The organism is Arthrobacter arnarulunnguaqae (assembly GCF_051262515.1).
In the GTDB taxonomy this organism is placed as follows: domain Bacteria; phylum Actinomycetota; class Actinomycetes; order Actinomycetales; family Micrococcaceae; genus Arthrobacter_N.
The window spans coordinates 169303-191083 of record NZ_JBIMER010000001.1 but is presented as its reverse complement, the minus strand read 5'-3'; the positions used below and the strand labels follow the sequence as shown (position 1 = coordinate 191083).

General features: G+C 68.2%; 25 protein-coding genes. 6 read left to right on the top strand and 19 right to left on the bottom strand.

Annotated elements, in window-relative coordinates:
- Positions 1-31 precede the first annotated feature (31 nt).
- A complete protein-coding gene (locus ACHAAJ_RS00875) occupies positions 32-514 on the top strand; it encodes an eCIS core domain-containing protein (RefSeq protein ID WP_435725964.1) in 483 nt (160 codons plus the stop codon).
- 30 nt (positions 515-544) lie between these two features.
- Here the strand turns inward: ACHAAJ_RS00875 and pcp are convergent, their stop codons facing one another.
- Positions 545-1174: a pyroglutamyl-peptidase I gene (gene pcp / locus ACHAAJ_RS00870; RefSeq protein ID WP_435725963.1), complete on the bottom strand. Its 630-nt coding sequence runs from the start codon at positions 1172-1174 to the stop codon at positions 545-547.
- Between the two features lie 77 nt (positions 1175-1251).
- Between pcp and ACHAAJ_RS00865 the strand changes: the two genes are divergently transcribed.
- Positions 1252-2397, top strand: coding sequence for an Rv2578c family radical SAM protein (locus tag ACHAAJ_RS00865; protein WP_435725962.1), 1146 nt, complete (start codon positions 1252-1254; stop codon positions 2395-2397).
- 199 nt (positions 2398-2596) lie between these two features.
- Positions 2597-3001 carry a bleomycin resistance protein gene (locus ACHAAJ_RS00860; RefSeq protein WP_435725961.1) on the top strand — a complete coding sequence of 135 codons (405 nt, stop codon included), beginning with the start codon at positions 2597-2599 and terminating at the stop codon, positions 2999-3001.
- Here the strand turns inward: ACHAAJ_RS00860 and ACHAAJ_RS00855 are convergent.
- The 5 genes from ACHAAJ_RS00855 to infC all read right to left on the bottom strand — a co-directional run bounded on the left by ACHAAJ_RS00855 (position 2998) and on the right by infC (position 6603).
- Positions 2998-3444 (bottom strand): (deoxy)nucleoside triphosphate pyrophosphohydrolase, encoded by a 447-nt coding sequence (locus ACHAAJ_RS00855; protein ID WP_435725960.1) that lies wholly within the window; start codon positions 3442-3444, stop codon positions 2998-3000. The genes ACHAAJ_RS00860 and ACHAAJ_RS00855 overlap by 4 nt on opposite strands.
- Before the next feature lie 7 nt (positions 3445-3451).
- Entirely contained in the window at positions 3452-4381 is a 930-nt protein-coding gene (locus ACHAAJ_RS00850) for a TrmH family RNA methyltransferase (protein ID WP_435725959.1), read from the bottom strand.
- 102 nt (positions 4382-4483) lie between these two features.
- On the bottom strand, positions 4484-5191 hold the full coding sequence (gene rplT / locus ACHAAJ_RS00845) for a 50S ribosomal protein L20, sunset domain variant (RefSeq protein ID WP_435725958.1): 708 nt from the start codon (positions 5189-5191) through the stop codon (positions 4484-4486).
- Between the two features lie 102 nt (positions 5192-5293).
- Positions 5294-5488 (bottom strand): 50S ribosomal protein L35, encoded by a 195-nt coding sequence (gene rpmI / locus ACHAAJ_RS00840; RefSeq protein WP_435725957.1) that lies wholly within the window; start codon positions 5486-5488, stop codon positions 5294-5296.
- Positions 5489-5607: 119 nt separating this feature from the next.
- Positions 5608-6603, bottom strand: a complete 996-nt coding sequence (gene infC, locus ACHAAJ_RS00835; protein ID WP_435725956.1) for a translation initiation factor IF-3 — start codon at positions 6601-6603, stop codon at positions 5608-5610.
- Between the two features lie 318 nt (positions 6604-6921).
- On the opposite strand from infC, the gene ACHAAJ_RS00830 reads away from it, so the two are divergent.
- The gene (locus ACHAAJ_RS00830; protein ID WP_435725955.1) at positions 6922-7290 is read left to right on the top strand and encodes a DUF1844 domain-containing protein; all 369 of its coding nucleotides are present in this window, start codon (positions 6922-6924) and stop codon (positions 7288-7290) included.
- A gap of 89 nt (positions 7291-7379) precedes the next feature.
- Here the strand turns inward: ACHAAJ_RS00830 and ACHAAJ_RS00825 are convergent, their stop codons facing one another.
- From ACHAAJ_RS00825 to ACHAAJ_RS00795, 7 genes are all read right to left on the bottom strand, one after another.
- Positions 7380-8279 carry an SseB family protein gene (locus ACHAAJ_RS00825; RefSeq protein ID WP_435725954.1) on the bottom strand — a complete coding sequence of 300 codons (900 nt, stop codon included), beginning with the start codon at positions 8277-8279 and terminating at the stop codon, positions 7380-7382.
- A gap of 16 nt (positions 8280-8295) precedes the next feature.
- Positions 8296-9039, bottom strand: coding sequence for a bifunctional 1-(5-phosphoribosyl)-5-((5-phosphoribosylamino)methylideneamino)imidazole-4-carboxamide isomerase/phosphoribosylanthranilate isomerase PriA (gene priA, locus ACHAAJ_RS00820; protein ID WP_435725953.1), 744 nt, complete (start codon positions 9037-9039; stop codon positions 8296-8298).
- 64 nt (positions 9040-9103) lie between these two features.
- Complete coding sequence (locus ACHAAJ_RS00815) at positions 9104-9259, bottom strand: hypothetical protein (RefSeq protein ID WP_435725952.1); 156 nt, start codon at positions 9257-9259, stop codon at positions 9104-9106.
- A complete protein-coding gene (gene hisH / locus ACHAAJ_RS00810; RefSeq protein WP_435725951.1) occupies positions 9259-9894 on the bottom strand; it encodes an imidazole glycerol phosphate synthase subunit HisH in 636 nt (211 codons plus the stop codon). Before hisH ends, ACHAAJ_RS00815 begins: the two co-directional genes overlap by 1 nt.
- The gene (hisB, locus tag ACHAAJ_RS00805; protein ID WP_435725950.1) at positions 9895-10515 is read right to left on the bottom strand and encodes an imidazoleglycerol-phosphate dehydratase HisB; all 621 of its coding nucleotides are present in this window, start codon (positions 10513-10515) and stop codon (positions 9895-9897) included. It abuts the gene before it with no gap.
- Between the two features lie 66 nt (positions 10516-10581).
- Positions 10582-11703, bottom strand: a complete 1122-nt coding sequence (locus ACHAAJ_RS00800) for a histidinol-phosphate transaminase (protein ID WP_435725949.1) — start codon at positions 11701-11703, stop codon at positions 10582-10584.
- Positions 11704-11837: 134 nt separating this feature from the next.
- Positions 11838-12236, bottom strand: coding sequence for a LysM peptidoglycan-binding domain-containing protein (locus tag ACHAAJ_RS00795; protein WP_435725948.1), 399 nt, complete (start codon positions 12234-12236; stop codon positions 11838-11840).
- 299 nt (positions 12237-12535) lie between these two features.
- Here ACHAAJ_RS00795 and lexA point away from each other — a divergent pair, with 299 nt between their 5' ends.
- The gene (gene lexA / locus ACHAAJ_RS00790) at positions 12536-13255 is read left to right on the top strand and encodes a transcriptional repressor LexA (protein WP_435725947.1); all 720 of its coding nucleotides are present in this window, start codon (positions 12536-12538) and stop codon (positions 13253-13255) included.
- A gap of 27 nt (positions 13256-13282) precedes the next feature.
- On the opposite strand, the gene ACHAAJ_RS00785 is transcribed toward lexA, so the two are convergent.
- Positions 13283-15292, bottom strand: a complete 2010-nt coding sequence (locus ACHAAJ_RS00785) for an ATP-dependent DNA helicase (RefSeq protein ID WP_435725946.1) — start codon at positions 15290-15292, stop codon at positions 13283-13285.
- Positions 15285-16862, bottom strand: coding sequence for a GTPase HflX (gene hflX, locus ACHAAJ_RS00780; protein ID WP_435725945.1), 1578 nt, complete (start codon positions 16860-16862; stop codon positions 15285-15287). Before hflX ends, ACHAAJ_RS00785 begins: the two co-directional genes overlap by 8 nt.
- Before the next feature lie 153 nt (positions 16863-17015).
- Between hflX and ACHAAJ_RS00775 the strand changes: the two genes are divergently transcribed.
- Positions 17016-17627, top strand: a complete 612-nt coding sequence (locus ACHAAJ_RS00775) for a class I SAM-dependent methyltransferase (protein WP_435725944.1) — start codon at positions 17016-17018, stop codon at positions 17625-17627.
- A 26-nt stretch (positions 17628-17653) separates the two neighbouring features.
- On the opposite strand, the gene dapF is transcribed toward ACHAAJ_RS00775, so the two are convergent.
- The 4 genes from dapF to ACHAAJ_RS00755 all read right to left on the bottom strand — a co-directional run bounded on the left by dapF (position 17654) and on the right by ACHAAJ_RS00755 (position 21779).
- Positions 17654-18589 carry a diaminopimelate epimerase gene (gene dapF / locus ACHAAJ_RS00770; protein WP_435725943.1) on the bottom strand — a complete coding sequence of 312 codons (936 nt, stop codon included), beginning with the start codon at positions 18587-18589 and terminating at the stop codon, positions 17654-17656.
- Positions 18590-18640: 51 nt separating this feature from the next.
- The gene (gene miaA, locus ACHAAJ_RS00765) at positions 18641-19528 is read right to left on the bottom strand and encodes a tRNA (adenosine(37)-N6)-dimethylallyltransferase MiaA (protein WP_435725942.1); all 888 of its coding nucleotides are present in this window, start codon (positions 19526-19528) and stop codon (positions 18641-18643) included.
- A gap of 28 nt (positions 19529-19556) precedes the next feature.
- Positions 19557-21083 carry a tRNA (N6-isopentenyl adenosine(37)-C2)-methylthiotransferase MiaB gene (gene miaB, locus ACHAAJ_RS00760; RefSeq protein WP_435725941.1) on the bottom strand — a complete coding sequence of 509 codons (1527 nt, stop codon included), beginning with the start codon at positions 21081-21083 and terminating at the stop codon, positions 19557-19559.
- A gap of 72 nt (positions 21084-21155) precedes the next feature.
- On the bottom strand, positions 21156-21779 hold the full coding sequence (locus ACHAAJ_RS00755) for a regulatory protein RecX (protein ID WP_435725940.1): 624 nt from the start codon (positions 21777-21779) through the stop codon (positions 21156-21158).
- Between the last annotated feature and the right edge of the window lie 2 nt (positions 21780-21781).

The window sequence follows — 21781 nt, the reverse complement described above, 5'->3', positions numbered from 1 at the left end:
CGACGGCAGTCCCGCTGGCTACACTGGGCGCATGCCACGCTGGAAGCACGCGAGGACCGTCGCCAATTGGGTCAACCTGTCGACGCCGATCGGCCTGGCGCTGGCGATCGCCACCCGGTGCAGTATCCGCCGCGGACCGAACGGGCTGATCCTCGCGCTGGGATACCGGCCCGCCCTACCGGTCGCGGGGGCCTTCACGGTGGGCGGCGTGGTCTTCTTCCGCGCGCGGTTCGGACGCCCCGAGGAACACCCGGCCCTCCTGGCGCACGAGGAGAGCCACAGTTCGCAGTACGCCTGTTGCGGCGGGCTGCCGTTCATACCGCTGTATTTCACCGGCGCCGCGTGGTCCTGGCTCCGCACGGGGGATCCTGCATCCCGTAATCCCTTCGAAAGGGGCGCGGGCTTGGCCGCCGGAGGCTACAGGGAACGCCCGGCGATGCCCTGGGCCTCGGCCCTGCTGCCCACGGCGCGCCGGCTGCCTGGCCAAGGTCCGCGGAATCGCTCCCGCGGCTAGCGCGCCGCGCCACCGAGCGCTGCCCGCCGCCTACGACTCGGCACCGGCAACCAGAAGGGCATCGGGAGCAGGATTCAGGGCCTCCACCGCGACGAGCCGCAGGGCACAAGCCAGGTCCGCACCTGTGGGTCCGGTGCCGCCGTCGGGGGCGATGGTCGGCACGTGCACGAATCCACCTCGGATCCTTCTGCCGTGCCCCGCCGCCTGATGCATCAACGCGTAGAACACCTGATTGCAGACGTACGTCCCCGCGGTCTGCGAGACCTCCGCGTCGATCCCCGCGGCGGACAATGCGGCCAGCGTGCGCTTGATGGGCAGCGTGGTGAAGTAGGCGGCCGGCGCGCCCTCCACCACGGGTCGATCCACGGGCACCTCGCCCGCGTTGTCCGGTATCCGCGCGTCCAAGACGTTGATGGCGACGCGCTCCAGCGACACCACCCGCCGCCCCGCCGCCAAACCAACGCAGACCACGACGTCGGGGCGGTGTCTCTCGATCGCCCGCGCCAAGGCGCCGGGCGCCTCGGCAAAGACGCACGGAAGTTGCTCGGCGACCGCCGGGATGCCTTCGGACACGAGAGCTCGGGCGGCCGTGGTGGCGGCGTCGATGGAGGGATTGGACGCCGCGCCGTCGAACGGCTCGAAACCGGTCAGCAGGATCATCGCACCATCATACGGTGCGCCTCGGCACCCGCTTCGACCCCATAGACACTCACTCGAAAACATGTTCTAATCAGAGGGTGAGATGGGAAGCTCAGCTCGTCCGGCACCAAACCGGACGGCCGGAAGCGGGGGCGGCCGATGCGGTCGGCGCCCCGCTTCCGCTCGCCGGCTTCGCAGGACCGGGCGTGGAGACCCTGCCACTCGCCGGCATGGTGCGCTCGGTGCAAACGCCCGAGTTCGCGGGCATGACGTTCCACGAGGTCCTGGCGAAGAGCGCACTCAACAAGGTTCCCGCGGCATCCAATATGCCCTTCCATTGGACGGTGAACCCCTACCGCGGATGCAGCCACGCATGCGTCTATTGCTTCGCGCGGAAGACACACACCTACCTGGATCTGGACGCCGGTCGCGACTTCGACTCGCAGGTGGTCGTCAAACTGAACGTCGCGGAGGTGCTCCGCGCGGAACTGCACAAACCGTCGTGGACGCGTGAACACGTGGCGTTGGGGACCAATACCGATCCCTATCAGCGTGCCGAGGGACGCTACCGGCTCATGCCGGACATCATCTCCGCGCTGTCCGAGTCGGGAACGCCGTTTTCGATCCTGACCAAGGGAACGCTTCTGGCCCGCGACATCGAACCGCTCGCACGCGCCGCGCAGCGGGTACCGGTCTCCGTCGCCCTGTCGATCGCGATGACGAATCCGGAACTCAGCGCCGCCGTCGAACCGGGCACGCCGACTCCCGAGGCTCGCTTCCGGCTGGTGGAGCGACTTGCGGCGCACGGCATCGAGTGTTCGGTGCTGGCAATGCCGATTCTTCCCTGGCTCAGCGACTCGGACGAGGCCCTCGACGCCCTGTTCGCCCGGCTGGCATCGGCCGGCGCCGCGGGGGTTTCGGCCGGGCCCCTGCATCTGCGCCCCGGGGCCCGCGAATGGTTCATGCAATGGCTCGCGGATAGCCATCCGGAGTTGGTGGAACGCTACCGTCGGCTCTACCGAAAAGGATCCGTGGCGGACACGGACTACCGTGACTGGTTGGCGGGCCGCGTCCGCCACTTCCGCGCGCGGCACGGGCTGGCATCGGGGGTCAGCGGATTCCGATCCCCCAAGGCTCGGTCAGATTCCGGCACGGACGGCCCGTTCGCGTCCCACAACGCCGAGCCGGCCGCTCCGCGGGGCCAACCTCGCCCCCAAGCCCAGGCCACATTGTTCGACCTCTAGGTGCGGGGGCCCGGCACGGCTCCACATGGCACTGTTACAAGCACGGGTTACAGGCAAGGGTTCCGGCGCGGGTTTTCGGCACCACGCGTGGCTCCCCGACGTGGACCTCCGGGCGGGACATGCGCCGGCGCCGTCCACCCCACCCGATGTTCACCATGGGTTCGTTGCCCCGGCGCGGGGGTGTGGCTAGGCTCGCCGTATGGCCATTTTGGAGACCTCAGCGACCGTGTTCCCCGTCCTCGACATCGACCGCGCCATGGCGCACTACGCCCTGCTGGGCTTCGACGTCACGGGCTACGACGGCGACGAGGCCTACGCCATGGCGCGCCGCGACGGCATTTCCATCCATCTGTGGGAGGCGCCGGCTCTGGAGCCGGAAGGCAATTTCGCGTCGGTCTTCGTCACGGTGGACGACGCGGATGGACTCTCCACCGAATGGCGGGGCGCCACGGCCGACATCGCGTACGACGCGCCGACCAGCAAACCCGTTGACACCGAATACGGGTTGCGCGAGGCCGCCCACGTGGACCCGGACGGCAACCTGATCCGGTTCGCACACAAATCGCGGGTGCCCGCGGACGCACAGGCCCCGCAAGCCGGCTAGCGGGGCGGTACCGCTCCGCCGAGAGACGCCTCCCGCAGGAGCGCCCGGACGATCGGGAGATCGGCGGGGATCCATGCGAGCCGCAGGGCCGCCTCCGGTTCCAGCTCGACCCATTCCAACGCATCGTGGTCCTCCAAGGGCTCCGGCTCCCCCGCCGTGATCTCGGCGAACCACACGCGCATCGCAGCGGCACCGTTCAATGGCCAGCCGTACTCCGAGGGACCCAACAGCTCTCGGCCGAGGCGCGCACCTACCCCCAGTTCCTCGACCAGTTCGCGCAGAAGTGCCGCCTCGCACTCCTCGCCGGGCTCGACCTTGCCGCCGGGGAACTCCCACAGGCCAGCGAGAGCCTCGGGCTTTGTGCGCCGGGCGGCCAGCAATCTACGGGGCGAGTCGAGCGAATCGACGATGGCCGCACCGACGATCTGCCGAATGTCATCCACACGCGGCCTATCCACGACGCTGGGCACGCGCCGAGGCGTACAGGCACACGGTCGCCGCGGTCCCGACGTTAAGGGATTCGGCCACTCCGTACAGGGGGACGGCGACTCGGTGGTCGGCGGTCTCCAGTTCCGCGGCCGAGAGGCCCTTGGCCTCGTTGCCGAACAACCAGGCAGTGGGAGCCTCCAGCACCGGCATCGGCTGCGCACTACCGGCGGGCCGCGCCCCATCCGCTGGACCGCCGGGCTCGACGCCGAGCCGGCGGGAAGCGCTCAGGTCCTGCAAGGCGTCCAGGTCGGTGTCGCCGTAGCCGTCCGCGGCGAGCACCACGACGCCGGCCGCGTGGAGGGCTTCCACCGCCTCGCCGAAGTCGACCCCCTGGATCACCGGGAGGTGGAAAATCGAGCCGGCCGTCGACCGCACCGCCTTGGGGTTGTACATGTCGACGCTCCCCTGGGTGACCAGGACGGCATCCGCGCCTGCGGCGTCGGCCGCACGCAGGACCGTGCCCGCGTTGCCGGGATCCTGAAGGCGGCACAACACTGCTATGAGGCGCGGGGCGGCGCCGAGCACGTCGGCCACGCTGTCCCCCGGGATCCGGCAGACGGCGAGGATTCCCTGCGGCGTGACCGTGTCGGCCATCGCTGCGATGACGTCCGGTGTCGCCAGCCGGAGCGGCGCGCCGCCCGCGAGCTCGGCAAGGCCCGGGTCGCGTTCGAGTGCGTCGGCGCTGGCAAACAACTGCTCAACGACGGGGGCGGCACCGGCGGCCACGCGCTCCCGGTGAAGGCTCAGGGCCTCACGCACCGATTGGGGTCCCTCCGCGAGGAAGAGACCGGTTCGCGCCCGTCCCATGCGCGTGGCGAGGCGGGCGACCTCCTTGACCCGCTCCGCCCGCGGGTTGGACATGGGGTCGGCGTCGGATCCGGCAATAGTCATGCCGAAAACCTTAGCCGGGAAAGCCGAAGGGGACGGAATCCTTGCGGATTCCGTCCCCTTCGCCAGGGCGCGGCGCAATGGCCGCGGATCAGTCGGTAACGACTAGCCCTCGAACTTCTGGCGCGATTCGCCACCGGCCGGCTCGAACCCGGCGGCCTTGGCGGCCTCAACCGAGTTGAACCAGAACTCGGGCTGGGTCTGCTCATACCAGGTCGAGCCCGGCACGTGGTACTTCATCGACTGGTTGCCCTTGATGACGAAGCCCTCGGGGGCGTCCTCGCCTTCGACGGCCGCCACGGATCCACCCTTGGCGGAAGCGGCCGGTGCGGCCTTGGAGGCAGGAGCCGGCTCGGCCGCGGGTGCCGACTTGGCAGCCCTGGCTGCGGGTGCCTTCGAGGCGGTCAGCTCGGTCTTCACCAGGGGGGCCTTGGCGGCGGCGGGGGCGTTGACATCGGCCGGCAGGGCCTCCTTGGCAACCTTGACCAGCGCGCTGAAGGCGTTGGCGTCGGAGATGGCCAGCTCGGCCAGCATGCGGCGGTCGACCTCGACCGCGGCGGCCTTCAGGCCCTGGATCAGACGGTTGTAGGTGAGTCCGTTGGCGCGCGCCGCGGCGTTGATGCGCTGAATCCACAGGCGGCGGAAGTCGCCCTTGCGCTTGCGGCGGTCGCCGTAGCTGTACACGAACGAGTGCAGCAGCTGTTCCTTGGCCTTGCGGTACAGGCGCGAACGCTGACCGCGGTAGCCCTTGGCCCGCTCGAGGATGACCCGGCGCTTCTTGTGGGCGTTGACCGCCCGCTTCACACGTGCCACGTGTGTACTCCTTAATGCTCTGCCCTCGGGCCGTCCACGAGGTGGGTTCCGGCCGGAGGAAAACTATGGGTGGATGGGGCCGCTGGGCCCCAGGGCGGTTTGCTAGATTCCCAGCATCCGCTTGATGGTCTTGGTGTCCGCCTTGGCAACGATGCGGTCGCCCTTGAGCTGGCGCTTCAGGCTGGAGGGCTTGTGCTCCAGGTAGTGCCGGCGGTTGGCCTGCTGGCGCTTGAGCTTGCCGCTACCGGTGAGCTTGAAGCGCTTCTTGGCTCCACTGTGGGTCTTGAACTTCGGCATGTCCGCCGTTCTCCTTACGTGCTCCCGTGTCCCTGGGGACCGAGGATCTCTCGTGCCTCCGGTTTCGGAGGCGCGTTGGTGGTGTGCTCACCCATAAAGGGCGGGCCGCACCGGTCCGGCTACTTGGCCGGACCCGGCTTGGCTGGCTTGCGCGGTGCCGGTTTCGGCGCCGGTGCAGGCTTGGGGGTTGGCTTTGGGGCCGCCACGGGCTTCGGTGCCGCCTTCGGGACCGGAGCCACGGCCGGCTTGGCGGCCGCTTTGGGAGCCGGTCGCGCCGGGGCCTTGGCGGCCTCCGCGGTCTTGGCTTCGGCCGCCGGTGCCTTGGTTTCCGGTGCCCTGGTTTCCGGTGCCTTGGTCTCGGCGGCCGGCGCCTTGGCGACCGGAGCCTTCTCCTCGGCCTGGGCCGGGGCCTCCGACACGGCTTCGGGCTTCGGCTCCTCCTTCGCCGGCGCCTTCGCGGCCTCGGCCGCGTCGGCCTCGACCTGGGCCACGCGGGCCATGAAGTCGTCGGGAAGGTTGTCCGCGAGGCTCTGCGTCAGCGCGGGCTGGTCGTCGCCAGAGGTGTCGATGCGATCCTTCGAAGCGGCCGACCTGGCCTTGTCCGACTCGCGCTGCTGCTGACGGCGGGCTTCGGCCTTGGCCTCCGCCTTGTTCTTCACCGGCCCAACGACCATAACCATGTTGCGGCCATCGATGCGCGGGGTCGACTCGACCATGCCCACTTCGGCAACGTCCTCGGCGAACTTGTTCAGGAGGCGGATACCCATCTCCGGACGCTGCTGCTCGCGGCCACGGAACTGGATCATGGCTTTGACCTTGTCGCCGGCCGCGAGGAAGCGGAGCGCGTGGCCCGTCTTCGTCTCGTAGTCGTGCTTATCGATCTTCAGCCGGAAACGGATTTCCTTTAGCACGGTGTTGGTCTGGTTCTTGCGTGCCTCGCGGGCCTTGACCGCGGCTTCGTACTTGTACTTGCCGAAGTCCATCAGTTTGCATACGGGAGGCTTCGCCGTGGGCGCCACCTCGACGAGATCCAGATCGGACTCCGATGCCAGACGCAACGCGTCCTCGATGCGGACAACGCCAACCTGTTCGCCGTTGGGTCCAACCAGCCGCACCTCTGGGACGCGGATTCGATCATTAATGCGTGGATCGCTGATGTGTAGCTCCTGCTGTTAGTCGTTCGGACGCCGCCCACAACAGGAGAAGGCCCCCGGCTGCAAGGCAGGCGGAGGCCAATTTATTCGTAGGCGATTTCGCGCCCGGCCCGGACGAATGTCCCGTGCCACCGAATGACCCGGCGGCCTGTGCGGCTGCAGCGGGTGGGAGAAGGCCTCCACTTGCGTACCGGATTCGCGCATCTTGACGGTCCACCATGCTTCAAAGTGGCATCACCGAATGCGCGATTCCAGTCGGTCTGTGAAAAGCTTAGCAGTATGAGCACCCCTGAAACCAATCCGACAGCTACCTCCTCCGACACCGACCACGTTCGCGACATCGCCGACGTTGCCGCAGTCGAGATCATCACGACGGCTGCCGTCCACCTGATGAGCGCCGCGGCAGTCAAGTGCGGCCTCGCGGAAGGGGCGGACGCCGAGGAGCTGAAGGACTTGGACGAGGCCCGCAAACTGATCACGGCGCTGGCCGGCCTCATCACCGCGGCGGCACCCGAGGTAGGAAGCCAGCACGCCGCTCCCCTGCGCGACGGCCTCCGCACGCTGCAGTTGGCCTTCCGCGAAGCGTCCACCATCCAGGATGCGCCCGGGCAGGGTCCGGGAGAGAAGCTGACGGGCCCCGTCAACTAGCCGCACCTCACCAAACCAGTCACCCCGAAGGGCCGACCGCACCGCGGTCGGCCCTTCGCATGCGTCCAAGGACCGGACAAGCGGCCGCGTCACGCGGACGGCCGGTCAGGCGCAACCTTCAGCGAGATCTCCAGCGAGTCCACGGACTCGGCGAACGACTGCTCGCCGGCCAGCGCCGTCTGGATACGGGCAGCGGATTCCCGCGCCGCCGTTTCTGCGGTGCCGGCGGTGAAGGTGATTTCCAACCGCAATTCGGGTCCCGGACCGCCGCCGGCGATAATCCGCCCGTCCGCGGAGCGGCTTGCCACCCCGCTCCCAGGTCCGGCCGAGATCCCGGCGACACCCGGCTCCGCGTCGGCCAGGCGCCTCAAGATCTGCAGGTGTCGGGCATCCCCATAGCTGGGCACCCACTGTTCCTGTCGTGCAAGGGCCCAGACCGCGGGCCGGCGAAGCACAAACGTCACTTCCGCGCCCGGATCCAGGACCAGCAACTGGGCCCCCTCGGCCACGGCGGACAGCGCGGCACGCGCCGCGTAGACGGCGACCGGCCGGGCTTCGGGGTGCCAGGTCCGTAACCGCTCCACCGTCGTGAATGCCGGCAGCGCGGACCGTCCGTCGGGAGCGGTGATGGTCACGAGCGCCATGTCGGCTTCCTTGTCCTCCATTTCGCCGTGTGCGCCGGTTCCGCCGTCCACCAGCGACGCGACGACGGGAACGAAGACCCTTGCCGAGGCAAGGGCGATGTGTACGTCCTCTTCCGCGCCCGAGCCCGAGAGCAGCGCCGCGATCGCAGACTCGTAGGCCGGGTCGGCGGATCCGTCGTCGCCCTCGAATCCGTGCAGCGGATTGCCGGGCCCAGACAGGTCGCGACCGTCCCAGGGACGGCCCGCGGAGTCGGTGGCAGCACCGGCGCGGTCGAGCGCGGCCGCGATGTGGCCGGGCAGGGAACGGCCGGCCGGACCGTCCGTTGACCTGTCGTGCGACACCATGCGCCTGGTTATCGGCTCAGCGCCTGCCGGCGACGTCCAGCGCCTCCGGCAGGGTGAACTTTCCGGCGTACAGTGCCTTGCCGACGATCGCGCCCTCGACGCCGGCGGGCACGAGCTCGCGCAGCACCCGGAGATCGTCGAGGCTGGAGATCCCGCCCGAGGCGACGACAGGCTTGTCGGTGCGCTCGCACATTTGGCGCAGGAGTTCCACATTCGGTCCGCGCAGCGTGCCGTCCTTGGTGACGTCGGTGACGACGTAGCGCGTGCAGCCGGCGTCCTCGAGCCGTGCGAGGACCTCCCAAAGGTCGCCGCCGTCCTTGGTCCATCCCCGGGCGGCCAACGTGGTGCCCCGAACATCGAGGCCGACGGCGATCTTGTCGCCGTGGCGCTCGATGGCGCGGGCGGTCCACTCCGGGTTCTCCAGCGCGGCCGTGCCGAGGTTCACGCGCGCCGCACCGAATTCGAGGGCGCGGTCCAGCGACTCGTCGTCGCGGATGCCGCCCGAGAGCTCGACCTTGATCGTCAGCTGGTCGGCCACCCGGCGCAGGACCTCCGTGTTGTTGCCGCGGCCGAAGGCCGCGTCGAGGTCCACCAGGTGGACCCACTCGGCGCCGTCGTTCTGCCACGCCATCGCCGCTTCGAGCGGATCGCCGTAGCCCGTTTCGCTGCCGGCCTCGCCCTGCACGAGGCGGACGGCCTGACCGTCGGCAACGTCGACGGCGGGGAGGAGTTCGAGGACGGGGACGTCTTGCTTGCTCATGTTCGGCACTTTCGGTTCGGTGGGTGGGGAGGTCGCGGCGGGCGCCCGACGGGGCCCACGGGGGTCAGGAAGCGAGCGTCAGCGCATAGGCGGCGAGGAGCGACAGCCCCGCGAGCACCCAGCACGTGATGGTCCAGGAGACGTGGGCCTTCTGCTGCCGGAGGGACAAGGCGCCGCCGGCCAGAATACCGGCCAGTGCCATGAGCAAAATGCTCCACATCAGAGCGTTCCGAGCCAGTTCTCCAGGAGTTGCGCCCCGGCGTCACCGGACTTCTCCGGGTGGAACTGCACGGCCGACAGGGGGCCGTTCTCGACGCCGGCGATAAACGGGGCGCCGTGCTCGGACCAAGTGACCAGGGGCGGGACCATGGCCGGCTGCAGGACCTCGAAGTCCCACTTCTGCACGGCGTAGGAGTGCACGAAATAGAAACGCTCGTCCTCGATGCCGGCGAAAAGCCGCGAGCCGGGGGGCGCCTTGATGGTGTTCCAGCCCATGTGCGGAACGATCGGAGCCGGCAGCAGCTCCACGGTTCCCGGCCATTCGGCGAGTCCCTTGGTCCGCACCCCGTGCTCCACGCCCTCCTCGAAGAAGACCTGGTGCCCTACGCAGATCCCCATGACGGGCCTGTTGCCGGCGATGCGGCGCCCGATGAGGCGCGCGGCACCGACGTCGTCCAGTGCCTTCATGACGGCGGCGAAGGCGCCGACGCCGGGCACGAGCAGGCCATCCGCCTCCAACACGTCCTCCGGACGGGCACTCAGGGTGACGGACGCGCCCACGCGCTCCAGCGCGCGGACCGCCGAACGGACGTTCCCGGAGCCGTAGTCCAGTACGGTGACCTTCTGGGCACCCATCTACAGTGCGCCCTTCGTGGACGGAATCGCATTGCCGATGCGCGGATCCGGCTCAACTGCCGTGCGCAGTGCGCGGGCCAGCGCCTTGAACTGGGCCTCGACGATGTGGTGGGGATCGCGACCGCCAAGAACCGTCATGTGGAGGCAAATCTGCGCGTGGAGCGTCAGGGATTCAAAGACGTGACGCGTCAGGGACCCCGTGAAGTGCCCGCCGATCAGGTGGTACTCCTGCCCGGCCGGTTCCCCGGAGTGCACCAGGTACGGGCGTCCCGAGATGTCGACGACGGCGTTCGCCAGCGCTTCGTCCAGGGGGACCGTCGCCTCGCCGAACCGGCGGATCCCCGCCTTGTTGCCCAGCGCGGTGCGCAGCGTCTCGCCGATAGTGATGGCGACGTCCTCCACCGTGTGGTGGACGTCGATGTGCGTGTCGCCCGTGGCCTCGACGGTCAGGTCGATCAAGGAGTGCTTAGACAACGCCGTGAGCATGTGGTCGTAGAACGGCACAGTGGTGCTGATATTGGCGACGCCGGTGCCGTCGAGGTTGAGCTCGACCGCGACGGAAGACTCGCTGGTCTTGCGCTCCATGCGGGCCCGGCGGCCGTTGGGCGATTCTGCAGACATACATGATCCTTAGGCATGGGTGGTGGTTGGCGACGCGCCGAAGGCTGGCGTCGCCTGCGGTCAAGTCTACCCGCGGGCATGCGCGGTCTCCTGGCCGAGCAGTTCCTCGAGCCGCGTCAGGAAAGCCGTGGTTTCCGTCTCCGTTCCGGCCGTCACACGCAGGTGGCCGGGAATGCCGACATCCCTGACGAGGACTCCGGCATCCAGCAATCCCTGCCAGATGCGACCGGCATGCTCCAACCCGCCGAAGAAGACGAAGTTCGAGTCGCTGGCAGCTGGGTCCAGTCCCATGCGCTTGAGTTCGTCCACGATCCGGTCGCGCTGCGTCTTGATGTCCTCGACGGTCCCCAGAAGCACATCCACATGCTTGAGTGCCGCGTTGGCGGTCGCTTGGGTCACCGCGGACAGGTGGTAGGGCAGCCTCACCAGGCGAAGCGCATCGGCGATTTCCGGCGCGGCCGCCAGATAGCCGACCCTTGCGCCCGCGAGCGCGAAGGCCTTGCTCATGGTGCGCGAGACGATGAGCCGGTCGCGGTCCGGCAACAGGTCGAGCGCAGAACGGGTGCCGGAGAGGGAGAACTCCGCGTAGGCCTCGTCGACAATGACGATCGCATCATTGGCCTCGCCGGCGTCGTAGACGGCTTCGACGACATCCAGTCCCAGTGCGGTTCCTGTCGGGTTGTTCGGCGAACAGAGGAAAACGATGTTCGCCCCGGAGGCCGCGACCTGCTCCGCCGCCGACTCGGCCGAAAGGCCGAAGTCGTCGGCGCGGACTCCTGCCGCGTAAGCGGTGTCCGTGCCGCTGGCCAGAAGCGGATACATGGAGTACGTGGGGGGGAACCCCATCGCGGTCCGTCCCGGGCCACCGAAAGCCTGGAGAATGTGCTGCAGCACTTCGTTCGAGCCGTTGCCGGCCCAAATGTTGGACGGGTCGAGGTCGTGCCCGAGATAGGCCGCCAACCGTTCGCGGAGTTCCGTGAACTCCCGGTCGGGATAGCGGTTCAGGCCCGACGCGCACGCTGCCACGTCCGCGGCGATCGCCGCACTGACCTCGGGGGGGACGGGATGCGTGTTCTCGTTCACGTTGAGCAGGATCGGCACGTCCAGCTGGGGCGCACCGTAGGGCTCGAGGCCCCTCAGATTGTCCCGCAGCGGTAGTTTGGCCAGGCGTCGAAGCTGATCACTCACCGGACGATTCTAGTGCCGTCTTCACGGAGGGCTCCAATCCGCGACCCCGCGCCGGTCACAAACGGGCACTGCCGGGCGGGCCGGACCAGTGGCGCAGATCGGGAGGTGCGGTCGGGACCGCGCGGTGTTGGCGTCTAGCCGCCGGTCGGGACGAACAGTTCCTGACCCGGAACGAGCTTGGAACCCGCCAGGTTGTTCAGTTCGGCGATTTCGGAGATGACCTCGCGTGGATCGCGATTGGGTGCGAATTCGGCCGCGAGCCCCCAGAGGGTCTCCCCCTCGGAGACCGTCACCGTGTCGGCTAGCACGGGGGTCGCTTCGCCGGTACCCGCGGCCATCACGGGAGCCGTGAATACACCAAGGAGCACCAGCAAGGCCGTGGCTCCCAGGAGCACGGGGAGTCCGATGAGCAGGAAACGCCCGCGACGTGTGAGCCGCACCGATGCCTGCGTGGACCGGACCGCGTGGACTGGCGCGTTCGCCTCGGGGCGGGCCGGGGGAACAAAAGCTGCGGGAAGCACTATCTGAGCCATGACTTGCCTTTCATGTTGCTTCGCCCGCTGATTTCGCGGGAGGTTCCAATCCGTTCGGGTTCGGGGCAGGCTTTCGTCTCTTCGAAACTCCTGTTCGAACTTATCTTCGAATTTGTTCTGTTCCATTTTTAGCATCCCTGGACGACGATTGTCGAGACACGATCGAACAAACCTTTGAAAGCGGGTTCCGTTCCACTAGCGTTGGCGGAAAGGAAGCCAGTGGGATTGAGTTCACCACCGGGCACCGACAGGTTGGGCGGGCATCCGGCAACGCAGGGACGAGAGGCACGGGGCAGGGCATGAGCACAATGGAGAATCGGGCGCCGCGGCGGACACCGAAGAGCCTGACCATCAGGCAGAAGAAGATCCTCGAAACCATCCAGCGCGCGGTGGCCGATCACGGATACCCGCCGTCGATGCGGGAGATCGGCGACACAGTGGGCCTTGCCAGTCTCTCGAGCGTGACCCACCAACTCGCACAGCTCGAGAAGCTGGGCTACATACGCAGGGACCCCCGGCGTCCCCGTGCCATGGAGATTCTGATGCCCCTGACGTTGAGCGACGGCGAAGTGTCCGCGGAATCCGCCGAGTCGAACCTGATGGCCATCAACGGAATGCCGGTGGCGGAACTGAGCACGTCGTCGGACACCGCAATGGTGCCCCTGGTGGGTCGGATCGCGGCCGGCGGACCGATCCTTGCGGACCAGACGGTGGAGGACGTCATGCCGCTTCCGCGCCAACTCGTGGGCCATGGTGAGCTGTTCATGCTCAAGGTCAGCGGGGACTCGATGGTCGAAGCGGCCATCTGCGACGGTGACTGGGTGGTGGTGCGCCGCCAGCAGAACGCCGAGAACGGCGACATCGTCGCCGCCCTGCTGGACGACGAGGCCACGGTCAAGACGTTCCGGCAGCGCGACGGGCACACGTGGCTCCTGCCGCAAAACCGCCAGTACGAGCCGATCCTGGGCGACCACGCGACCATCATGGGAAAGGTCGTCTCGGTGATGCGTTCGCTCTAGCGGTTGCCCGGCGCCGCCCGCACGCACCTAGGAACCGGCAAGCCGCTCCAACGCGCCCAGCACAGTCTTCTTGTCCGTCGTTGCCCACATCGGAGGCAACGAGGCGCGGAGAAAGCCGCCATACCGCTCTGTGGCCAGCCGCGAATCGAGGACCGCCACCACTCCCCGGTCGGAGGTGGAGCGGATCAGTCGTCCCGCCCCTTGGGCGAGACGAACGGCGGCGTGGCTTGCCGAGACTGCCATGAAGCCGTTTCCGCCGTGACGGGCCACGTCCCTGCTCCGGGCGGTGGCTAGCGGGTCGTCGGGGCGCGGGAACGGAATGCGGTCGATCACCACGAGGCGGCATGCCGGGCCGGGCACGTCAACCCCCTGCCACAGGGTCATGGTTCCGAAGAGGCAGGTGTCCCTTTCCTCGCCGAACCGCTTGACGAGGGCGGCCATACCCGATTCGCCCTGGCAGAGGATCTCTTGGTCAACCAACGGACGCAAAGCCTCCGCGGCCTCCTCCGCTGCCCGACGGGACGAGAACAACGCGAGCGTCCCCCCGCCCGCGGCGCGAATGAGATCCCCGAGTTCGGCAAGCGTCTCCGACGACACGCTCCGTGACGGCTTCGGCAGGTGCTTGGCGACGTACAACATGCCTTGGCGGGGATAGTCGAAAGGGCTTCCGACGTCGACTCCGGTCCAGCTGGGGGCACCTTCGCCCAGCAGGCCGAGCGAACCGGCAACCGGTTCGAAGGCCGCGCCAATCGCGAGTGTCGCCGACGTCAGGATGACCGTCCTTCCGTCGAACAATCCCTCCCGCAGACGGCCCGCGACGGATAGCGGGGCGACGTTCAGGGTCGCCGGAGTGGATTCGTCCGGTTGGGTGAACCCCTGTCCGGGAGTGAACGTCCCGGAACGCGATGCCCACAGGACCTCGCGGGAATCCTGGGCCGATTCGAAGCGGTCGCACTGCTCGGCGAGGTACTGGAGTTGCGAACGCGCCATCTGCCTGCCGCCGTCGACGGACTCGTTCCCCGCGGGTTTGGAGTCCGAGAGCGCCACCCGCGCGGCCTCGCGGATTTGACGCACCGCGGCGGCCTGCTCCTCGTTCAACCCAGAGGGCATCAAACCGGTGGGGTGCCCCTCGAGTGCGCGTTGTAGCGCCTTGCCCGCCTGGTTGAGGGCCTCGACGCTAACCGCGCAGTGTTTGCGCGCGGCGGACACGGCCGCGCCCACCAGGGCGACGGACAGCGGACGGGTCACGGAATTCGTCACGCGGTCTTGGAGTTCGTGGGCCTCGTCAATGATCACCGTGTCGAAGTCCGGCAAAACGGCCAGTCCCTCGAACGCGGCAATCGCCAACATGGCATGGTTTGTAATCACGATGTCAGCCTCGGCTGCGTTCTTGCGGGCAAGTTCGCTGAAGCACTCCTCGGCCATGGGGCACTTCTGCGCCCCCAGACAGTCCATGGCCGTTACCGAAACCTGGTGCCAGGCGCGGTCGCCCACTCCCGGAGTCAGGTCGTCGCGGTCGCCGGATTCGGTTTCCTCGGCCCATTCGCGCAAACGCACGACTTCCTGGCCCAGTGCGCTACTGGGGCCCGCCCCCGCGGTCAGCGGCCTGGCCGCTCCGTCCTCGCCGAGGGCGAAGACCGCCCCGTCGTCCTCATCGGGATATCCGCCGCCAAGCTTGTACTTGCACACGTAGTTTGAGCGTCCCTTTGCCAACGCAACGTTCACAGGTCGCGGCAGGTGCGGACGCAGGTGCTCCAGCAACCGGGGCACGTCGCGGCCCACGATTTGCGCCTGCAGGGCGAGCGTGGCCGTGGAGACCACGACCGGCTTGTCCGCTTCCAGCGCATGGGCGATCGCGGGAACCAGATACGCGAGCGACTTGCCGGTGCCGGTCCCCGCCTGCACCAGCAGATGCCTGCCCGAGTCGAGGGATTCGCACACCTTCTGTGCCATTTCGTGCTGGCCAGCGCGGTTCTGTCCCCCCATGCCCTCGACTGCCACGTCGAGGAGCGCAATGACGTCCTCGACCTCAGCCATGTACGGTGAACCGCTCCAATTCGGACGCCAGGCCCTCGCGGACCTTCACGACCATCCGTGTACCGTCCCCGACGTGTTCGGTCTCGAGGATCTCTGCATCGGAGCCGTGGAGCCGGTTGACGATGTCCCCGCGGTCGTAGGGGATCAACAGCTCGAGCCGCAGACTCGGCCTGGGTATCGAGTCGCTGATCAGCTGCAGCAACTCGTCGATGCCGTCGCCCGTCCGGGCGGAGACGACGACGTGGCGCGGCTCGCGCTGCCGGATCCGTTCCAACACGAACGGGTCCGCCACGTCCGCCTTGTTCAGGACGATGATCTCCGGGACGTTCTGCGCATCGACTTCCGTGAAGACCTGGCGGACGGCATGGATCTGCCCCTCCGGATCCGGATGCGACGCGTCGACCACGTGCAGGATCAGGTCCGCGTCCGCGACCTCCTCCAACGAGGAGCGGAACGCTTCCACGAGTTGGGTCGGCAGGCTCCGGACAAAACCCACGGTGTCAACCAGGGTGTAGCCCAGTCCGTCCGCCGTTTCCGTCTTGCGGACCGTCGGGTCCAGTGTCGCGAACAATGCGTTCTCGACGAGGACCCCCGCGTCCGTTAGCCGGTTCAACAGGGAGGACTTGCCGGCGTTGGTGTAGCCTGCTATGGCCACCGAGGGAACAGTGTTGCGCTTGCGGTTGGCGCGCTTGGTTTCGCGGGCGGGTTTCATCGCGGCGATCTCGCGACGCAGCTTAGACATGCGCGTGCGGATTCGACGGCGGTCGAGTTCGATCTTCGTTTCACCCGGTCCGCGCGACCCGATGCCTCCGCCGGCCGCGCCAACGCGGCCGCCAGCCTGGCGGGACATGGACTCGCCCCAGCCGCGTAGCCTGGGCAACAGGTACTCCAGTTGTGCCAGTTCGACTTGGGCCTTGCCTTCGCGGCTCTGTGCGTGCTGTGCAAAGATGTCCAGGATCAGGGCCGTCCGGTCGATCACCTTCACCTTGATGATGTCCTCCAGGCCGCGGCGCTGCGACGGGGACAGCTCCGAGTCCACTACCACCGTGTCCGCACCGGTGGCCGAAACGATGTCCTTGAGTTCCATGGCCTTGCCCGACCCCAGATACGTGCCCGGGTCCGGCTTGAGTCGCCGCTGGATCAGGCCGTCCAGAACCTCGGAACCCGCGGTCTCCGCGAGGGCGGCCAGCTCGCGCAGCGAGTTTTCGGCCTCGATTGCCGTGCCCTCCGTCCAGATGCCGGCCAGCACGACCCGCTCGAGCCTCAGCTGCCGGTATTCAACCTCGCTGACGTCCTCCAGCTCCGTGGACAGTCCCGCAACACGGCGGAGCGCCCGCCGTTCCTCGAGGTCGCGCTGTTCGCCGTCGGAGTCCGAGTGCTCGCGGCCGTGGCCGCCACCCAAAGCCTGTGCCCGACCACCCGCCAGAGCGCGCTCGGCGCCAGATGGGGCGGTCCCCGCGGATTTCTTCGCGGCCGCGTTGTCCGCGGCTAGGATTCGGTCGATGACGGACTGGATCTCGTCGTCGTTCAGACCGCGGTCGTGCGGGTTGGGCTGGTTCAAGTTGGTCATGTTCCCCTTTGGCGGATGGTTGCTATCAGGATAGTCCCCGGAGCCGTCGTTTAGCCCCGGTTCCCCGGTGGGCGAACGACGCGGGGCCCGCATCCGTGGTTCGGCTCGGACGCGGATTACCAGCAATCCGTCGGCTGCGGTTAACCTGCCTCCATGGGCTCCGACCATTATTTCAGCGCACAACCGTCCACCCCGCTCAAGCGCAAGACCATCCGGGTGCCCCTCGGAGGGGCCGAACGAACGATGGTGACCTCCGGCGGGATCTTCAGTCCCGACGGCGTGGACAAGGGGACGGCGGTTCTCCTGGCGGGCGCTCCCGCCCCCGCCGAACAAGGCGCGCTGTTGGACATCGGATGCGGATGGGGCCCCATAGCCTTGACCCTTGCGATGAGATCGCCCGGCGCGACCGTCTACGCCGTTGACGTCAACGAACGAAGCATCGAACTCACGCGTGAGAATGCCCGCATCCTGAACGTGGACAACGTGGTCGCGGGAAAGCCGGAGTCGGTTCCCGGGGCTCTGGAGTTCGCCACGATTTGGTCCAATCCCCCGATCCGGGTGGGTAAGGAGGCGCTCCACGAGATCCTGCTCCAGTGGCTTCCGCGGCTGTCTCCGGGCGGCGAGGCCTGGCTCGTGGTGCAGAAGAACCTCGGATCGGATTCGCTGCAAACCTGGCTGGGCGAACAGCTGTCGGAGGGTTGGACGGTGGAGCGGGCCTCGACCGCGAAGTCGTTTCGGCTGCTTCGCGTGGTCCGTCCCCGCTAGCCACAGATCCCAGGTGCCGCGCGGGACTAGGCGAGCGTGCCCCGCGCGACGATGGCCGCCGGCCCACTGAGCTCCACGTGTTCGCGGCCGTCGACCCCGGTCATGAACCGGACTGCCACCACGCCCCCGGGCACCTGCACGTCCCAGCGGTCCGCTGACGTTCCACCCGCCCAGTGGCGTGTGGCCACCACGGCGGCGCAGGCGCCCGTTCCACAGGACTGCGTTTCCCCGACGCCACGCTCGTGGACCCGCATCCGGATGCGGCCGACGCCGCGTTCTACGAGGGGCTCGGACGGCACCACGTACTCGACGTTGGTTCCATGCTCGGGAACGGGGTCCACCCGCGGGGCACGGTGCAGTTCCGCGTGTTCGAGTTCGCTGGCCTCCGACAGCGCGACCACCGTGTGCGGATTGCCCATGCTGATGCTCAACGCCGGCCGGGCAACGTCCAGTCCGTCGGTCTCCACGACCGAGTCGAGAGCCCGTTCCTCGGCCTCCGTTGGGGACGCGAACGCCCACGGCCCCATGTCCACCGCGTAGCCGTCCGCCGACCGGGCGACCACCTTGACGCCGGCCCTGGTCCCGATGGTCAGGGTCTCGCCCTCTTCCAGCGCCACCAGGCCCTCCTCGATCAGGAAGTGAACGAAGACGCGCACGCCGTTCCCGCACATCTCCGACAGCGAGCCGTCCCCGTTGTGGTAGTCCATGAACCACTCGGCACGCGGGTCGGCCGCCACGAGGGCGCGTCCCTCGGGCAGGGACTCGGAGCGCACCGCGCGGATGAGCCCGTCGCCGCCGATACCCAGGTGGCGGTCGCAGATCGCGGCGACCGCCTCGGGCGCCAGAAAGCGCTCACCCCCGGGATCTGCGACAAGGACGAAGTCGTTACCGGTGCCGTGCCCCTTGGAAAAGGCCAGGCCGGACAACTCATTGAAGTTCCGCGTGGCGCGCTCTGTGCTCATGCCTCCAAGCCTAGTGCGCGCCTTGCCCCCGGCGAATCCGCCGTAACGGTGCTACGGCGACTCGCCCAGGATCCCCAGCGACGCGTCCAGCAACCCGGGATCGGCGGCATCCATCCAGCGCACGCGGTGGTCGGCGCGGAACCACGTGACCTGCCGTCGGGCGAATTGACGCGTGGCAACGACAGTTCGATCGGCTGCCTCGTCAACGGTTGCCAACCCGTCGACCACGTCGAGGAACTGCGCGTAGCCGATGGCGCGACAGGCAGTCTTGCCGGTGCGCAGCCCCCTGCCGTCGAGGTCGCGCACTTCGTCCAAAAGTCCCTTGGTTACCATGGCCTGCACACGCTCCCGCAGCCGTTCGTGCAGGCGGGGCCGTTCCAAATCCAAGGCCAGCTGGACGGCTGGTCGGGAATACGTCCGGTCCGGCATGAACGATCCGAACGTCCTTCCCGTGAGTTCATGGACCTCCAATGCCCGAACGATCCGCCGGGCGTCGGTCAGACGCTCGGCCGACGCCGGATCGACATCCCGTAGGCGCACAAGAAGGGCCCCGACGCCGTATGCGGCCCCTTCCTCTTCGATGCGGCGGCGGACCCGGGCATCGGTCGGGGGAAACTCAAGCACGTCCAGCGCGGCGCGGACATAGAGTCCGGAGCCGCCGACGAGGATCGGAACGCGTCCGCGGGACTCGATCTCGTCGAACGCGGCCCTGGCCTGGGCCTGGAACCGCGCGACGCTCGCCTCCTCCCGGACATCGAGGATGTCCAGCAGATGGTGCGTGACCCCGCGGCGTTCCTCCGGGGCCACCTTGGCCGTGCCGATGTCCATGCCCCGGTAGAACTGCAACGCGTCGCCATTGACCACCTCGCCGTCGAGGCGCAGGGCGAGCTCGATCGCGAGGTCCGATTTTCCGGTGCCGGTGGGACCCACGATGGCCACCACCGGTCGCCTCGCGGCAGAAGCCACGTTAGGCGCGCGGCGGCAGCACCGGCATGCCCAGGCTGACGCCGCCACCTCCGGTGCCACCCACCGCCGGTACGCCGCACGTCTCGGCCTGTGCCCTGTCCCACGCGTCGCCTGCCCGCGACCGCCGAAGCTGGTACTCCGCTGGCTCCCCGGGATCCGCGATCAGGTGGAAGGAGGCGGCGGAGGTGACCGGGACCGTCACGAGATCGCCGGGCCGTGGATGTTCGGCACCCTCTGGAACGGTGAAGTGCACGAGACGCTGGTCGCGCGAGCGCCCCGACAAACGGTGGGTTTCATTCGACTTCCGGCCGGCCTGCGCCGTGACCATGATCTCGACGCGGCGGCCGACCTGCAGGGAGTTCTCCTCCGCGCAGATGCGGTCCTGGAGGGCCGTGAGTCGTTCGTACCGCTCCTGGACGACCGACTTGGGTAGCTGGTCCGGCAGTTCGGCCGCGGGGGTACCGGGACGTTTGGAGTACTGGAAGGTGAATGCGCTGGCGAACCGAGAACGTTCGACGACGTCGAGCGTGGCCTGGAAATCCTCCTCGGTCTCGCCCGGGAAGCCGACGATGATGTCCGTCGTGATGGCGGCGTGCGGGATACGCTCCCGGACCCGGTCGAGGATACCGAGGAATTTCGTGGATCTGTAGGAACGCCGCATGTCCTTGAGTACCTTGTCGGACCCCGACTGCAGCGGCATGTGCAGCTGGGGCATCACGTTCGGGGTATCGGCCATCGCCTCTATCACGTCGTCGGTGAAGGCCGCCGGGTGCGGGCTGGTGAACCGCACGCGCTCCAGCCCGGGGATGTTTCCGCAGGCCCGCAGGAGCTTGCCGAAAGCCAGACGGTCCCCGAACTCGACACCGTACGAGTTCACGTTCTGTCCGAGGAGGGTGACCTCGATGGCGCCGTCGGCAACGAGCGCCTCCACCTCAGCCAGGATGTCCCCGGGCCGCCGGTCGCGCTCCTTGCCGCGCAGGCTGGGGACGATGCAGAACGTGCAGGTGTTGTTGCAGCCGACCGAGATCGACACCCAGCCGGAATACACGGAATCGCGCTTGGTGGGCAGGGTGGAAGGGAAGACGTCGAGCGACTCCAGGATCTCCAGCTGAGCCTCGTTGTTGTGCCGCGCCCGCTCGAGCAGGGCCGGCAACGACCCGACATTGTGGGTGCCGAACACGACGTCGACCCACGGAGCTTTCTCGAGGATTGTTTCCCGGTCCTTTTGGGCCAGACACCCCCCCACGGCGATCTGCATCCCCGGTCGGCGCCCCTTGATGGGAGCCAAGCGGCCGAGGTTGCCGTAAAGCTTGTTGTCCGCGTTTTCGCGCACCGCGCAGGTGTTGAAGACGATGACGTCGGCCACGCCGTGTCCCTCCTCGGCCGGTACAAGACCCGAGGTCTCCAGGAGCCCGGCGAGACGCTCGGAATCGTGGACGTTCATCTGGCAGCCGAAAGTGCGCACCTCATAGGTGCGCCCGGCGTCGCCGCTAGCCTGGATCTGGGGACTGGGGATGGTGAGACTCACCGTTCAAGGGTACCGAACCCGGAGGCAGCGTCCGGACCGTCACCGGCCGCGAACAGACCCCGTGGACATCGTCTAGGAGCCGCCGTGCTCGTCCCACGCCTCGTTGGCTACTCGGAAGGCCATCGATGGGCCGTATCCCTTGCGGCCGAGCATCCCCACGATGCGCCGCACTGCCTTGTCGCGGTCCGCCGAGGGCGGCACGGAACGCAGCTTACGTTGGGCCAGGTCCCGCGCGGACGCCAACTCGTCTTCGACGGTGAGTTGCTCAAGCGCCCGGTCCGCTAATTCCGGAGCGATGCCCTTTTCGCGCAATTCCCTGCGGAGCGCGCTGGCGGCTAGGCCACGGGAGTGCGCGCGGCTCCGTACCCACGCCTGCGCGAAAGCCTCGTCGTCGACCAGCTGCAGCTCCTCGAACCGGTCCAGCACCGCGCCGGCGGCGGCGGCGGGGATGTCCCGCCGCGCGAGTTTCTCCTCGAGCTGCCTGCGGCTCTTCGCCGAGCCGGTCAACTGCCGCAGCACGATGGCGCGTGCGGCGGCTTCCGGATCGGCGTCCCCCGCGTCCCGCCCATTGGACCGACGCTTCGAGACGCTTGCGGCCCCGGGCGACGCATCGGAGGAGTCGGTGGAAGGCGAGCGCTGCCCGCCGGCGTCGTCTCCGGAGCCGGTCAGGCCGCTCCAGTCCGGTGTCCGCACCATGG